Source organism: Serratia sp. CY74737 (assembly GCF_052166775.1).
GTDB classification, from domain to species: Bacteria; Pseudomonadota; Gammaproteobacteria; order Enterobacterales; family Enterobacteriaceae; genus Serratia; species Serratia ureilytica.
On sequence record NZ_JBJNOF010000002.1, the window covers coordinates 12710 to 26795 of the forward strand.

Sequence of the window (14086 nt, forward strand, 5' to 3'; positions counted from 1 at the left end):
TTATGTGAATGAGCCAAGGTAGGGGGAGCACATTTTTTGCTCATTGATAGATAAAAACTCTATATGGCTGTCAATTTATTGACAGTAACATCTTTTCGAATCGAAATAATTAACTATTCTATGTTTAAGAGTGGGTGGTTAAGCGGCAAATAGGCCAGACAGGGGATTGTGCAATTAAATAATGGTTAATCCAAGGGGGTATCAAGGATAATGACATTCAGGGAGGAGTATGAGGGGGGTATTTTCACGAAAAATAGCGTTTGCTATTTATCTTCTGGCTGTGGCCTGCGTTTTTTGAGGCAGAATAAACGCTGAGCGTTGTTCTGTCTTGGCGTCCGTGGTTTATCAGCGTTTTTCCACACGACTTCTTTGTGAATCTCATCTTGTGCGAGAGGGGAATCGGCATCTTTCGCCCTGGAACTGATTTCAGTGCAACGTGATGCGTGGATATATTTGAACGGATATGGGAATGCCATTCTTCGAAAGAAAGCAAGCCGGACAGCTTTTGGTTGCGCAAGAAGAGAGATGCATTCAATAATAAAAATAGCAAGATGACAGGCTTTACTATGGATTGTTCTAACAAGTTCAGACGCAATATTTTAGATGAGATAATCGCTATCATTGAAAAAGCCATTGATACACAAAGCCATGTATCAATAAGGGCGCTATCCATTAAGTCAGGGTATTCCATCGGGCATTTACAGCGGATGTTCTATTTGTATGAAGGGATGAAGATAGGGACTTATATCAGAAAGCGCAGACTAAGCCGCGCGACGTTATTGCTGAAATGTACCGATATGAAGATCTATGAAATCGCGTTGCTCTCCGGATTTAGTTCTCAGCAATCATTTAGCCGTGCGTTTTCAAATCAATTCGGTTGCCCGCCAAGAACATTCAGAACCCTGCGCGATTGGCCTTTTCTCAATTATCAACCGATTATTGGCTTCGATAAAGAGCCTTTCCCCAGCAGCATCGTGTACTTGAATTTGCATGAGTATTACGAGAATAAAAGGATCGTGCAACTGCTTTCGCCGGTAATCAGCCGGGGGAAGATGAAGGTAAACGTAAAGAATCCAATAACCTGTAGCCTGTACAACGCATCGGCAAAGTACATTGCGATCAGACGCAATGAAAAAAAGATGAGCGAAAACGAGTTCATCCTATCGCTCTATGAGGGGGTGTTGGCTTCCCTGGATATCTTCATCATGCAAAGCGTAATCTTTAAAATTCACGATCACTGCCCAGGTGAAAAGGAAAACGTCAGCATGTGGTATTTCATCCCGATAAAATGAGCTTTGTTTATCGCGCGCGGCTGCAGGTTGCCTGATCACAACGGAAAGCTTGGGTTATGCCATCGATATTTTGATGGCGCCCTCCCGTCGACGCCCCATAAGCCTGTTTCCGCCAACGTAACGGTTGGTGAGGAAGAAAAAAACCGACCGCGAGGGTCGGTAAGCATGGGGTATTCAATAGGTATGACAACACTACAATTAAATAATAGCGCGCGTTGAGGTTTTGTCTTTACCGAAAAGTGTTATCTCACGGAACAATGGACTCGGCATGCGCGTATCCTCTTTGGCAATAAGACGTGGGGCCTGCGATGCGCAGGCGTCATGAAATGAAGATAAAAAAAGCCGGCGATTAACGCCGGCCAATGAAACATCGACAATCTCTCTGAGATGCACGGCCCTACACGGGAAATAAGGCCATGCAGTTGCTATGTAATCCTACCTGGTGCGCTTTTTTTTACCAAAAAACGATATTTTTGGCAGGGGAGACGGGGAAATAAAAAAGCCGGTCGTGACGACCGGCGAATGCGAAAATAACAGGGTAACGTTAATTGAAAGTGCACATAAAATGATAGCGAATTAATCCTAGCACTGACATCGGCGGTATATTTTACCTAAAAATGTCTTTGCGGCATTGGCATTACCGCCCGGCTCCGACGGCGATATGAGTTTGCGCGCAGAGGAGAAAGGGCGGCCGATGCTGCGCCCCCCGAAGCCAGGCTAAGATCCCAGCGGCCAAACCGCCTCGCGCACGGCGATCGCTTTGGGCAACAGCCCCAGGGCGTAGAAGCGGTCGGCGATGCTTTGCTGCTGGCGGATCACCTGCAAATCCATGGCGCGGATCTCGTGGCTGCGGCGCGATAGCGCGAGTTCCAGCGAGGCGCTCGCCAGTCCCAGTTCGTCGGAAAGGTGACGAGCGGCTTCTCTCGGCTGCGCGGCAATGTAGCGGCCGGTGTGCTGCAATGCTTGCATCAGCGGCTGCAACAGATCGCCCGAGCGCTCGGCGAAGTCGCGGCGCGCCAGATAGAATTGCTGATTGAGCACCCGTTGGGTGCCGTCGGCGATCACGCGCAGTTCCCCGCTGCGCTGCGCGTCGCTGAGCAGCGGATCCCACATCATCCAGGCGTCCACCGCCTGCAGGTCGGTCGCCGACAGTGGATACTTCGGCGGCGCATAGACGATGCGCACATCGTTCAACGTCATTCCCTGTTCGTCCAACATCTGCAGCAATAAATAGTGCACGTTGGAGCCTTTGTTGAGTGCGATGCGTTTGCCGCGCAGATCGGCGGCGCTGCGTATCAGGCTGTCTTGCGGCACCACCATTGCCACACTTTGCGGCGCCGGCGGCTCAAACCCGACATATACCAGCGCGTTGCCCTGCGCCTGCGCGAAGATCGGCGGCACTTCGCCGGTGGTGCCGAAGTCTATTTCATCGCCGTCGAGCGCGTGCAGCAGCTGCGGCCCGGCGGGAAACTCGCTCCACAGTACGCTGATGCGCTGTGCGGCGAAGTGCTGTTCCAGGCTTTGCCGCGCCTTGAGCACGCCGAGGTTGCCAAATTTTTGATAGCCGATGCGCAGTTCGCGTTCGGGCAGCGGCGCTGCGCTGATGGCCGGCGAATGCGCGGGCGCGCCGACGCTGCGGCGGCGCGGTTTGATCAGGCCAAGATGCGCCAAATGGGTGCGCAGGGTATTGCGGCTGACGCCGAGCAAGGCCGCCGCCTGCAGCTGGTTGCCGCCGCTGCGTTCGAAGGCGTTGCGCACCAGCGCATCCAGCACCCGTTGGTAGAGCTGGGTACCGTCGCCTTGCAACTGCTGCTGCACGAAGCGATCGATGGCGTCGTCACCGCCGCCGCCGTGATCCGTCAGGCGTTGCGTGAGTCGCAGTTGCTGCGGGGCGATCGGCCCCTCCTGGCTCAGCAAGACCGCATTATGCAGCGTGTTCTCCAGCTCGCGCACGTTGCCGGGCCAGGGGTAGTCCAGCAACGCCTGCTGCGCCTCCACCGTCAACTGCAGCGGCGGCCGTCCCAGCCGGCGGGCGTACAGCGCAAGAAAGTGTCTGGTCAGCGCCGGAATGTCCTCCGGCCGCTGGCGCAACGGGGGTAAGGTCACCGCCGCGACGTTCAGCCGGTAATAGAGATCTTCGCGGAAGCGTCGTTGGCGGATTGCGCCGGCCAGATCGACGTGGGTGGCGGCGATGACCCGCACATCGATCTTCAGCGGTTTGCGCGAACCGACGCGGGTGATTTCCCGTTCCTGCAACACGCGCAGCAGCTTGACCTGCAGCGACAGGTTGAGTTCGCCGATCTCGTCCAGCAGCAGGGTGCCGCCTTCCGCCGCTTCGAACCAGCCCTGATGGGTGCCGACGGCGCCGGTGAAGGCGCCTTTCTCATGGCCGAACAATTCGGCTTCCGCCAGGCTTTCCGTCAGCGCGCCGCAGTTGACCGCCAAAAAAGGGCGATGGCGGCGCGCGCTGTGGTGGTGCAGATAGCGCGCCACCACCTCTTTGCCGGTGCCGGTTTCGCCGACGATCAGTACGGTGGCATCGGTAGGGGCCAGCCGATCGAGCACGCTTTGCAGAGCGAGCGACGCCGGATCGATCAGCACCGGTTTGTCGGCGGCGAACGGTTGGGGATCGTACATGGGCGTCTCCTGGCTGACGGCGAAGGGGGAAAAAAATCTTATCCCAGCCCATGAGCGGCCGCGAGAGGGCAAAAGGCGCACGGTGCTGCATTGGCAACAGCTTTTCGTCGCCGCCTGCTGCCAATGCAGCAGCGCTTGGGCGGTGATGTCTTTTCAACGCATTGATATGCATCGCTTTTTAAAATCCGCCACTGTGGCATGCATCCTGCTTTTCGTTTTATAACCAAGCAAGATTTTTCTATCGATAAATATTGGGAATAGTTATATAGGAAAAGCATAAATGACTGAGTCAGCGAAAGAACGCATCAACGTTTTCTGGTTTCTGCCGACCCACGGCGATGGCCGCTATCTGGGCACGGCGCAGGGCGGGCGCCCGGTAGACCTGCCTTACTTGCAGCAAGTGGCGCTGGCCGCCGATAACCTTGGCTATTACGGCGTGCTGATCCCAACCGGCAAAAGCTGCGAGGATTCCTGGCTGGTGGCGGCGGCGCTGGCACCGATCACCCGTCGGTTGCGCTATCTGGTGGCGGTGCGCCCCGGCCTGCAGCCGCCGAGCCTGGCGGCGCGCATGGCCGCGACGCTGGACCGGTTGTCGGACGGGCGCCTGCTGATCAACGTGGTGACCGGCGGCGATCCGGTGGAAAACAAAGGGGATGGCATCTTCCTCAGCCATGCCGAACGCTACGAGGTGACACAGGAATTTCTCACGGTGTATCAACGGCTGCTGCAAGGGGAGAAGGTGGATTTCAGCGGTAAGCATATTCGCGTAGAAGGCGCCGAACTGCTGTTCCCGCCGGTGCAGGAAAACGGCCCGCCGCTCTATTTCGGCGGCTCCTCGCCGGCTGCGCTCGACATCGCCGCCGGGCAGATCGACACCTACCTGACCTGGGGCGAGCCGCTGGCTCAGGTGGCGGAAAAGCTGGCGGCGGTGCGCCAGCGCGCCGAGCGGCAGGGGCGTAAACTCAGCTACGGCATTCGCCTGCACGTTATCGTGCGCGAAACCGAAGACGAAGCCTGGGCGGCGGCCGAGCGCCTGATCGCGCATCTGGATGACGACACCATCGCGGCGGCGCAGCAGATCTTTGCGCGCATGGACTCCACCGGCCAGCGCCGCATGAGCGAGCTGCATGGCGGCTCGCGCGAGAGTCTGCGCATCGCCCCCAACCTGTGGGCCGGCGTCGGCCTGGTGCGCGGCGGCGCCGGCACCGCATTGGTGGGCAATCCGCAGCAGGTGGCGGCGCGCATACGCGAGTATCAGGCGCTGGGCATCGACAATTTCATCCTTTCCGGCTATCCGCATCTGGAAGAGGCCCACCGCTTCGCCGAACTGGTGATGCCGCTGTTGCCGCTGGCGCAGCCGGCCCATCAGACGACCCGCACGATCAATACCGGCCCGTTCGGCGAAACCATCGGCGGCGATCGTCGTCCCGGCCCGGTACAGCGGGAGGGCTGATGGCGAAGCGTACCCATATTATCGTTATCGGCGGCGGTTTCACCGGCGCGGCGCTGGCGATCCAGCTGGCGCGCGGAGCGGTGGATGTCACGGTGATCGAACCGCGCGCGGCGCCGGGCTATGGCGTGGCCTACTCGACCACTGAACCGACCCACCGCATCAACGTCCCGGCCGATCGGATGCAGCTGGCGGATGAGCCGGCGGGGGATTTTGACCGCTGGTATCGCCTGGGCGGCGGATTGGTGGCCGATCCGCAGGCGTTGTGGCACGACGGTAAAGCCTATCCGCAGCGCGGCGCCTTCGGCCGCTATGTCGAGGAACGTTTCCATCAGGCGGCGCAGTCGGGCCGGGCCCGCTTGCGGCACCTGCGCGATCGGGCGCTGCACCTGCAGCCGCAGGCGCAGGGCGCGACCGTCATCACCGCGGGCGGCGAACGGCTGTGGGGCGACTATGTGGTGTTGGCGACCAGCCATCCGCCGCCCGCGCTGCCGCGGCAGATCGCCCCGGAGCTGGCGCGCGATGCGCGTCTGATCGCCAATCCCTGGGCGGCGGAGGCGCTGGACGACGTTGAACCCGGTGAGGCGTTGGCGATCGTCGGCACTGGGTTAACGATGGCCGATACGGTGGCGGCGTTGCACCGCCGCGGGCATCGCGGGCCGATTACCGCCTTCTCTCGTCACGGCCTGCTGCCGCGCCCCAATGCCGAAGGGGAGTACCCGACATGGTCGTTTGCCTCGCCCGCCGGACTGCGCGATGGGGTGCGGCAGGTGCGCCTTGAGGTGGCGCGCGCCGCTCGGCAACGGGTGCCGTGGCAGGCGGTGTTGGACGCGGTGCGCGCCCAGGGGCAGCGCCTGTGGCAAGCGTTGACGCCGACCGAACAGCAGCGCTTTCTGCGGCATTTGCGCGCCTATTGGGACTTGCATCGCTATCGCCTTGCGCCGCAGGTGAGCACGCTGCTGGCGGATCAACAGGCGGCAGGCACGCTGCAGGTATTGGCCGCTCGTTTGCGTAGAGCGGAGCGAACGCCGCAGGGCGTAAGGTTGACGATTCTGCCGCGCCAAGGCGCAGAGCGTGCGCTGCAGGCGCAGCGGCTGCTGATCACCACGGGCCCGGCCCATGCCGGGCTGATCGCCGCCAGCCCCTTGCTCCATTCACTGGCGGAGCAGGGGGCGCTGCGCGCCGATCCGCTGGGGCTGGGGCTGTGGGTCAATGCTGACAGCCAGGCGATCGGCGGCGACGGCCTGGCCAACCCGCGCCTGCTGGTGGCCGGCCCGGCGGCGCGCGGCCGCTTCGGCGAACTGATGGGGCTGCCGCAGGTGGCGGAACACGCCGAAAGCGTCGCGCGTCATCTACTGGCGGCGATCGCCGCCGGAGGGTGACAGCGCGGTTTGCCGGCAGATTCAAGCGTCAGTCCGCCCACACCTGCGTGCTGCGCGGGCTGTCCATCTGATAATCCGAATAGGGGCGGGTGAAGAACTCGCGCCCCAACTCGCGGGCGGCCTGCAGCGGGTTGCGCGGATCGCGGGCGATCTCGCCGCGCTGGTTGCCGGCGCCGTGCACCACGCCGACGAACGCGGAATGGGTGTAGCGGCTGAATTCCTGGAGCTGATGCACGATGCCCAGCGCCGCGCCGGGGTAGGTCTCTTCCGACGCCACTGCCAGCCCGATGCGTTTACCGCTCATGCGCTGGTGCACCTGTTCCGCCTGAGGGTAGGCGTTGGAATAGAAGCTGAACGAGCGATCGAAAAAGGCCTTGGTTTGCGCCGACATGCCGTACCAGTAAATCGGCGTGCAGAATACCGCGCCGTCGGCCGGCAGGAAGTGCTCCAGGAACAGCTCGGCGTAGCGATCGGCCGGCGGCGGCGCGTGGCGCTCATCGCTCAGAAAACCGCTCAGGTAATCGTCGAGAAAATGCAGGCTGGCGACGGTGCCGGCTTCGGCGGCGCCCGCCATGATCGCCTGTGCCAGCGTGGCGCTGTTGCCGTCGCGGCGCGGGCTGCCGACCAGCACCGCCAAACGCTTGGGTTGATGAGTTGCATTCATGTCATATTCCTCTGTGTGAAATGAATTCAGCCTTACTCTAGAAACAAACCCCGGCGGGCGACAAATGACGGCTTTTCTGCCAGGATGAATTCAACTCACCTGGAGAGGCTTCGCCATGTTCGCTACGCTGCCCGTCAACGCATTACGCACCTTCGAATCCGCCGCTCGCCTGCGCAGCTTCAAGCTGGCGGCGGCCGAACTGGCGGTGACGCCGACGGCGATATCACACCAGATCAAAGCGCTGGAGCAGCAGTTGGGGTTTGCGCTGTTCGAACGGGTGCCGCGCGGCGTGCGGCTGACACCGAAGGGGGAAACGCTGTTTGCCGGGGTGCACGGCGCGCTGCTGGACGTCGCCACCACGCTCGAAGGCCTGCGGCCGCAGCCCAGCGCAGGATCGCTGTGCGTTTCGGTGACGCACTCGTTCGCGGCGCTGTGGCTGGTGCCGCGCCTGGGGCGCTTCTATCAGGCGTATCCGCACTATCTGGTGCGCCTGGAGGCCTGCGCCGAGGTGATCGATCTGCAGCAAGACGCCAGCGTGGACGTGGCGGTGCGCTACAGCCGCGCGCACTATCCCGCGCTGCATCAGGCGGCGCGGCTGGAGGAAAGCTTTGGCGTCTACGCCGCGCCGGGGCTGGCCGCCGCCGAGCCGGAAAATCCGGTGCTGATCACCGTCAAGTGGGGGGATTCGGTGCTGTACGACAGCGGCTGGCATGACTGGTGCCGGGCCGCCGGGGTCGATTGGTGGCGACGCCATGCGGCGATGCGCAGCTATCACGAGGAGCATTACGCCCTGCAGGCGGCGGTGGCCGGGCAAGGGTGGGTGCTCGCCAGCTCGGTGATGGTGTCCGAGATGGTGGACAACGGCCTGCTGGCGGCGTACCGGCCGGAGGTGCGCGTACCGGGCGCCGCATACAGCGTGCTGTGCGCGCCGGGGCGCGAGCGGCATCCGCCAGTCAGGGCGTTTCTGGCCTGGCTGCAGCAGGAACTGCCGCAGGACAATGGCACGAAATAAAAGTTTTACCGTCCTAAGCTGTGGGAATATCAGCGAACTTTTGTTTTTACTTCACTGCGAGAACCTATCATGAGCCAGCCAAGAATCTCCGATTACCCGATTGACGCGCAATTTATCGAGCGCTGGTCGCCGCGCGCGATGACCAACGACGCCATCGACGATCAAACGCTGCTGAGCTTCTTTGAAGCGGCGCGCTGGTCGCCTTCGGCCTACAACATTCAGCCGTGGCGCTTTGCCTACAGCAAGCACGGCTCCGACAGCTGGGAGAACTACCTGGAGTTCCTGATCGACTTCAACCGCGGCTGGGCGCAACACGCCTCGGCGCTGGTGGTGATCGTCTCCAAAACCACCAGCCTGAACGGCGAGCGGCTGGTGGACAACCCGACCCACGCGTTCGACACCGGCGCCGCCTGGGCCAACCTGGCGCATCAGGCGCACCTGAAAGGCTGGCTGACCCACTGCATGAGCGGCATTCACCACGACAAGATTAAGGCGGCGCTGCAGCTGCCGGACGATTATGCGGTGCATGCCATGGTGGCGATCGGCAAACCGGGCGACAAATCCCGCCTGCCGGATTTCCTGCAGGAGAAAGAAGCGCCGTCGGGCCGCCTGCCGCTGGGCAACACCGTCAGCGAAGGGCTGAATTTCACGCTGTGATCGCGCGTTCTCGCCGAGGCCCGCTTGGCGGGCCTTTTTTATGCGGCGAGTAAAACTTAGGGAGTATGTTCGCGTTCGCCCATTCGCTGTATATTTTGTTATATAGCGATTGCGTGATAAGGAGGAACCGATGGGGGATCATTTTGGCAAAGGGCTGTTGGCGGGATTAAAAGCGGACAACCTGAAACCGGAGGCGGAGCTGTCGCGCTTTTGCTCCGACTACAAGCGCGGTTTCGTGCTCGGCTATGCGCACCATTTGGCGCAGCGCTGCGGCGACGAGAACCGGGCGGCGTTCGAGGCCGGGCAGCTCAGCCGCGCCTATGGGCTTGGCAGCGAGCCGATGAGCGAGTTCTTCTCCGGTGGCGACAGCCGGTTGGCGGAGAAGTTTTTCCGCGCCGGCTATAACCGCCCGGCGCAGGGTTAGGGCAGACGGCCGTCAGGCGGCGCTCAGCACCGCCACCATATACACGCACGGTTGGTCGCTCTGATTTTCAAATCGGCAGTCCGCCGGCGGGCCGAGCTCAAGGCAGTCTCCCTCGGCCATCTCATGGCGCGCGTCACCCTCGATAAAGACCAGTGCGCCGGATAAGACCCAGATCAGCTGACGTTTGAACGCGTACACCGAAGCCGGCATCGGGATAGCCGCGCCGGCCGGCAGTTCGATGCGCACCAGATCGAGCGGCAAATCGGTGCGGGGCGACACGTGGCGCCGCACGTAACCGCTCTCGGGATCGACCCAGATAGGTTGATCTTCCCGGCGCAGCAGCCGGCCTTCCTGCGTTTCCGCTCGGGCGATCAGCTTGGACATGCTGAGGCCGAACGCGCCCGCCAGTCTGCCCAACAGCATCGCCGTCGGGCTGCTCTCGCCGCGTTCGATCTTATGAACCATCGCGCGTGAGACGCCCGCCCGTTCGGCCAGATCGGACAGCGACCAGTGGCGCGCCTCGCGTTCAATGCGAATGCGTGCGCCGATCAGCTGATTTAGATTGTCTAATTTAATATTCATATCGTAGTATTATAGTGGACAATTGGCCGGGGTAAACCATGATTATACGAAATGCGACGTTCAACGATAGCGCGGCGATTGCCGCTATCTATAACGACGCGGTGTTGAACAGCACCGCCATCTGGAATGAACAAACCGTGGATGCGGCCAACCGCGCGGCGTGGATCGGCGAACGGCAGGCGGCGGGTTACCCGGTGCTGGTGGCGGTGAACGCCGAGGACGAGGCGATCGGCTACGCGTCGTTCGGCGACTGGCGCGCCTGGGACGGTTATCGCCACACCGTGGAACATTCGGTGTATGTCCATCAGGCGCATCGCGGCGCAGGGATTGGCAAGGCGCTGCTGCTGGCGCTGATCGCACGGGCGCGGGAAATCGGCAAACATGTGATGGTGGCCGGCATCGAATCCGGCAATCGGGCCTCGATTAAGCTGCATCTGGCGCTCGGGTTCCGCGACGTGGGGCGCATGGAACAGGTGGGCGCCAAATTCGGCCAATGGTTGGATCTGACGTTCCTGCAACTGAGGCTCGACGAACGGGCGACGCCGCCCGCGCGCTGATCCCGGGAGACAGGGCGATGAATATGCTGTTACTGCTGATCGCGGCCGGGATGGGGCTGGTGGTGCAGAATCTGCTGATGGTGCGCATCACCGAAAGCGTCTCGACCATCCTTATCACGCTGGTGATCAACTCCAGCGTCGGTTTGTTGCTGCTGGTGGGGTTGCTGCTGGCCAAAAACGGCCTCGGCGCGGTGACGGAAGTGACCGGCGCCGCCAGGTGGTGGATGCTGTTGCCGGGGCTGCTGGGATCGCTGTTCGTGTTCGCCGGCATCCTGGGCTACCAAAAACTGGGCGCGGCGGCCACCATCTCGATCCTGGTCGCCAGCCAGCTGTGCATGGGGCTGTTGGTGGACGTCTACCGCGCCGGCCCGGCGGCGCTGCGCGAGAATCTGCCGGCGCTGTTCGGCGCTCTGCTGCTGGTGGCGGGCGCCTATCTGGTGGCGAAACGCAGCTTTTGACGGCGGCTGAAAGGCAAAAAGCCCGCTCGGGTTTCCCTGAGCGGGCTTCTCTAAATATGGCTCCTCTGACTGGACTCGAACCAGTGACATACGGATTAACAGTCCGCCGTTCTACCGACTGAACTACAGAGGAATCGTGTGAACGGGGCGAATAATAGCGGGGCGGTTGCGGCTTGTAAAGCGCGAAAACGCCCGGCGCGCGCGTTTGCTGCAAGATTGCCCAACCTGCTGCTTTTTCTCGCTTTTATCGCTTACCTCACGCGCAGCGCTGCCGGATTGCCCGCTGAGGCGGCGCCGTTGCCTGCCGGTGGTGCAACGCGTGCCCTGCGTTGTGGCGCGCCTCGCCCGATAAACGGCCATTTGTCGCCGTTTTTGGCCTTTTGACGACTCTGGCCTGGATCTTGCTGCGGTTGCATGACCGGATTTCGCCATTCTCAATTTAGCGGCTCGCTGGAGGCACTATGAATCTCAGACGTCTGAAGTACTTCGTGAAAATCGTCGATGTCGGCAGCCTGACCCAGGCGGCGGAGGTGTTGCATATCGCCCAGCCGGCGCTCAGCCAGCAGTTGGCGACGCTGGAGGGGGAGCTGAAGCAACAGCTGCTGATCCGCACCAAGCGCGGGGTGCAGCCGACCGAGGCCGGCAACATTCTGTATGCCCACGCGCAAACCATTTTGCGCCAGTGCGAGCAGGCGCAGAGCGCGGTCAACAGCGCCGGGCAGGCGATGAGCGGCCAGGTGTCTCTCGGGTTGGCGTCGGGGAGCACCGCAGCGCAGCTGGCGCTGCCGCTGCTGCAAACCCTGCGCGATCAGCAGCCGGGCATTTTGCTCAGCCTGCATGAAAACAGTGGCGCGGCGCTGGCCGGACAGGTGGCCAACCAGATGCTGGACATGGCGATGGTCTACGGCGCCAAAATGCCTGCCGGTCTGCACACCGTCGCGCTGATGCGAGAGGATCTCTATTTGGTGGCGACGCGCGCGGTGCCGCATCCCGGCAACAGCGTCGAGCTACTGGACGTGGCGCGGCTGAACCTGTTCCTGCCGCGCGAGGGCGATGCGGTGCGCAACCAACTGGAGGAGGCGATGGCGCTGCGCAAGCTGGCTGTCAACGTGGTGGGGGAGATCGAATCCTCGGGCGCGCTGAGCGCTGCGATCGCCGGCGGGTTGGGGGCGACCGTATTGCCGGAGTCGGTGGCGCGCGCGATGATCGGCCCAGCCAAGGCCTGGATGGCGCGCATCAATGCGCCGACGATGTCGGTGCCGCTGTCGCTGTGCATGTCGGGCCAACAGTCGCTGTCCGCCCCGGCGCTGCTGGTGAAAGACCTGTTGCTGTCGATCGCCGGCGGCCGCAGCCAGGAGAAGCGCGCGCTGGCGCTGGTGCGTTGAGGAAAAAACGGCCCGCCGCAGCGGGCCTGAGCACCGTTATCGGAACGGCGGTTCGTTGAAGGTGCGCAGCTTGCGCGAGTGCAGGCGATCGCCCTCAGCGCGCAACAGATCGATGGCGCAGATGCCGATCTGCAGGTGCTCGGAGATTGCCCCTTCATAGAAGCGGTTGGCCTGGCCCGGCAGTTTTATTTCACCGTGCAGCGGTTTGTCGGAGACGCACAGCAGCGTGCCGTACGGCACCCGGAAGCGGTAACCCTGAGCGGCGATGGTGGCGCTCTCCATGTCGACCGCCACCGCGCGGCTGAGGTTGAAGCGCCGCGCCGAAGCGGAGTAACGCAGCTCCCAGTTGCGATCGTCGGTGGTGACCACGGTGCCGGTGCGCAAACGCTGTTTGACCTCTTCACCGGGCATGCCGCTGACCATCTTGGTGGCGTCGTACAGGGCGCGCTGCACCTCGGCGATGCTTGGGATCGGGATATCCGGCGGCAGCACCGCATCCAGTACGTGATCGTCGCGCAGATAGGCGTGGGCCAGCACGTAATCGCCGATCTTCTGGCTTTCGCGCAGGCCGCCGCAGTGGCCGATCATCAGCCAGGCGCTCGGGCGCAGCACCGCCAGGTGATCGCAGATGGTTTTGGCGTTGGACGGGCCGACGCCGATGTTGATCAGCGTGATCCCTTGGCCGGTGCGCGAGATCAGGTGATAGGCCGGCATCTGGTGGTTTTTCCACGCCAGATCGGACACCGCCTGTTCGGGCGCGCTGGTTTCCGGCGTGATGTAGGTGCCGCCGGCGCTGGAGAGCGCGATGTACGGGCTGGCCGGATCGGCGATCTGCGCGCAGGCCCAGCGCACGAACTCGTCCACATAGCGGGTGTAGTTGGTGAACAGCACGAACGGCTGGAAATGCTCCACCGGGGTGCCGGTGTAGTGCCGCAGACGCGCCAGCGAGAAATCCGCGCGCAGCGCATCGAAATGCGACAGCGGGAAATGGTTGTCGGTGGTGTGGTACAGGCCGTCGGCGGTCTCGTCACCGATCTGCGCCAGCTCGGTGGTGGGGAAATGCTGCGCGATACCGGCGCTCATTGAGCGATCGAGCGCCAGGCTGGAGCCGTCGATCACATAAGGGAACGGGATCTCCTGCTGCGACGGCGCCACTTCGATATGGGCGGCGTAGTCGTGTTCCAGCATCGCCAGCTGTTCGGCCAGATAGTGGCGGAACAGCTGCGGCCGGGTCACGGTGGTGCTGTAGCTGCCGGGATGGGTAAAGCGGCCGAAGGCGCGGGTTTTGTTCGGGCCGGACTGCTGCCCGTCCCAGCTGACGCGCAGCTCGGGATACATGAACAGCCCGGCGGCGCGCGCCTGCGGGTCCGGCAGGGTGCCGTGGCTGATAAAGTCACTGACCGCCTGCCGCAGCGCGTCTACCGCGGCGTCATACAAGGCTTCCAGTTGATCGAGTGCCTGATCGGCGCTGAGGCCGCTGCGAGGTGGGGCATAGCTCATACTTTCTCCTTCGATGTCCCGGCTCTGTGGCGGGATTGGCGGCGTTTCACCGTCACAGGTTAGCCGAAGCAGGGCGTAAAAGCTTG

Annotated in this window: 14 protein-coding genes and 1 tRNA gene; 10 read left to right on the forward strand and 5 right to left on the reverse strand. The window is 62.2% G+C overall.

Annotated features, from left to right (window positions below):
* Nucleotides 1–443: 443 nt before the first annotated feature.
* On the forward strand, nucleotides 444–1292 hold the full coding sequence (locus ACJ8PE_RS02060; protein ID WP_442536707.1) for a helix-turn-helix domain-containing protein: 849 nt from the start codon (nucleotides 444–446) through the stop codon (nucleotides 1290–1292).
* Nucleotides 1293–2009: 717 nt separating this feature from the next.
* On the opposite strand, the gene ACJ8PE_RS02065 is transcribed toward ACJ8PE_RS02060, so the two are convergent.
* Nucleotides 2010–3929, reverse strand: coding sequence for a sigma-54-dependent Fis family transcriptional regulator (locus tag ACJ8PE_RS02065; protein ID WP_197793370.1), 1920 nt, complete (start codon nucleotides 3927–3929; stop codon nucleotides 2010–2012).
* Between ACJ8PE_RS02065 and ACJ8PE_RS02070 the strand changes: the two genes are divergently transcribed.
* The 3 genes from ACJ8PE_RS02070 to ACJ8PE_RS02080 are packed head-to-tail and all read left to right on the forward strand — an operon-like array spanning nucleotide 3928 to nucleotide 6761.
* Entirely contained in the window at nucleotides 3928–4152 is a 225-nt protein-coding gene (locus ACJ8PE_RS02070; RefSeq protein ID WP_197762186.1) for a hypothetical protein, read from the forward strand. The genes ACJ8PE_RS02065 and ACJ8PE_RS02070 overlap by 2 nt on opposite strands.
* 57 nt (nucleotides 4153–4209) lie before the next feature.
* Nucleotides 4210–5382, forward strand: coding sequence for an FMNH2-dependent alkanesulfonate monooxygenase (gene ssuD, locus ACJ8PE_RS02075; protein WP_197793369.1), 1173 nt, complete (start codon nucleotides 4210–4212; stop codon nucleotides 5380–5382).
* Entirely contained in the window at nucleotides 5382–6761 is a 1380-nt protein-coding gene (locus tag ACJ8PE_RS02080; RefSeq protein WP_404768841.1) for an FAD/NAD(P)-binding protein, read from the forward strand. Before ssuD ends, ACJ8PE_RS02080 begins: the two co-directional genes overlap by 1 nt.
* 28 nt (nucleotides 6762–6789) lie before the next feature.
* Here the strand turns inward: ACJ8PE_RS02080 and ACJ8PE_RS02085 are convergent, their stop codons facing one another.
* Nucleotides 6790–7425: a flavodoxin family protein gene (locus tag ACJ8PE_RS02085; protein WP_197793367.1), complete on the reverse strand. Its 636-nt coding sequence runs from the start codon at nucleotides 7423–7425 to the stop codon at nucleotides 6790–6792.
* Nucleotides 7426–7540: 115 nt separating this feature from the next.
* Between ACJ8PE_RS02085 and ACJ8PE_RS02090 the strand changes: the two genes are divergently transcribed.
* The 3 genes from ACJ8PE_RS02090 (at nucleotide 7541) to ACJ8PE_RS02100 (ending at nucleotide 9518) form a co-directional block, all read left to right on the forward strand.
* Nucleotides 7541–8437 (forward strand): LysR substrate-binding domain-containing protein, encoded by an 897-nt coding sequence (locus ACJ8PE_RS02090; RefSeq protein WP_442536708.1) that lies wholly within the window; start codon nucleotides 7541–7543, stop codon nucleotides 8435–8437.
* Nucleotides 8438–8506: 69 nt separating this feature from the next.
* Nucleotides 8507–9094 carry a nitroreductase family protein gene (locus tag ACJ8PE_RS02095; RefSeq protein WP_033643691.1) on the forward strand — a complete coding sequence of 196 codons (588 nt, stop codon included), beginning with the start codon at nucleotides 8507–8509 and terminating at the stop codon, nucleotides 9092–9094.
* A gap of 130 nt (nucleotides 9095–9224) precedes the next feature.
* Entirely contained in the window at nucleotides 9225–9518 is a 294-nt protein-coding gene (locus tag ACJ8PE_RS02100; protein WP_033643690.1) for a DUF2623 family protein, read from the forward strand.
* A gap of 12 nt (nucleotides 9519–9530) precedes the next feature.
* Here the strand turns inward: ACJ8PE_RS02100 and ACJ8PE_RS02105 are convergent, their stop codons facing one another.
* Complete coding sequence (locus ACJ8PE_RS02105) at nucleotides 9531–10100, reverse strand: helix-turn-helix domain-containing protein (protein WP_033651830.1); 570 nt, start codon at nucleotides 10098–10100, stop codon at nucleotides 9531–9533.
* Between the two features lie 38 nt (nucleotides 10101–10138).
* On the opposite strand from ACJ8PE_RS02105, the gene ACJ8PE_RS02110 reads away from it, so the two are divergent.
* A complete protein-coding gene (locus ACJ8PE_RS02110; protein WP_033651829.1) occupies nucleotides 10139–10657 on the forward strand; it encodes a GNAT family N-acetyltransferase in 519 nt (172 codons plus the stop codon).
* 17 nt (nucleotides 10658–10674) lie between these two features.
* Nucleotides 10675–11115, forward strand: coding sequence for a DMT family transporter (locus ACJ8PE_RS02115; RefSeq protein WP_033643687.1), 441 nt, complete (start codon nucleotides 10675–10677; stop codon nucleotides 11113–11115).
* A gap of 57 nt (nucleotides 11116–11172) precedes the next feature.
* On the opposite strand, the gene ACJ8PE_RS02120 is transcribed toward ACJ8PE_RS02115, so the two are convergent.
* A tRNA-Asn gene (locus ACJ8PE_RS02120) sits at nucleotides 11173–11248 on the reverse strand.
* Between the two features lie 328 nt (nucleotides 11249–11576).
* Here ACJ8PE_RS02120 and nac point away from each other — a divergent pair.
* Nucleotides 11577–12500: a nitrogen assimilation transcriptional regulator NAC gene (gene nac, locus ACJ8PE_RS02125; protein ID WP_197793363.1), complete on the forward strand. Its 924-nt coding sequence runs from the start codon at nucleotides 11577–11579 to the stop codon at nucleotides 12498–12500.
* Between the two features lie 36 nt (nucleotides 12501–12536).
* Here the strand turns inward: nac and ACJ8PE_RS02130 are convergent, their stop codons facing one another.
* Entirely contained in the window at nucleotides 12537–14000 is a 1464-nt protein-coding gene (locus ACJ8PE_RS02130) for an AMP nucleosidase (RefSeq protein WP_197793362.1), read from the reverse strand.
* Nucleotides 14001–14086 lie beyond the last annotated feature (86 nt).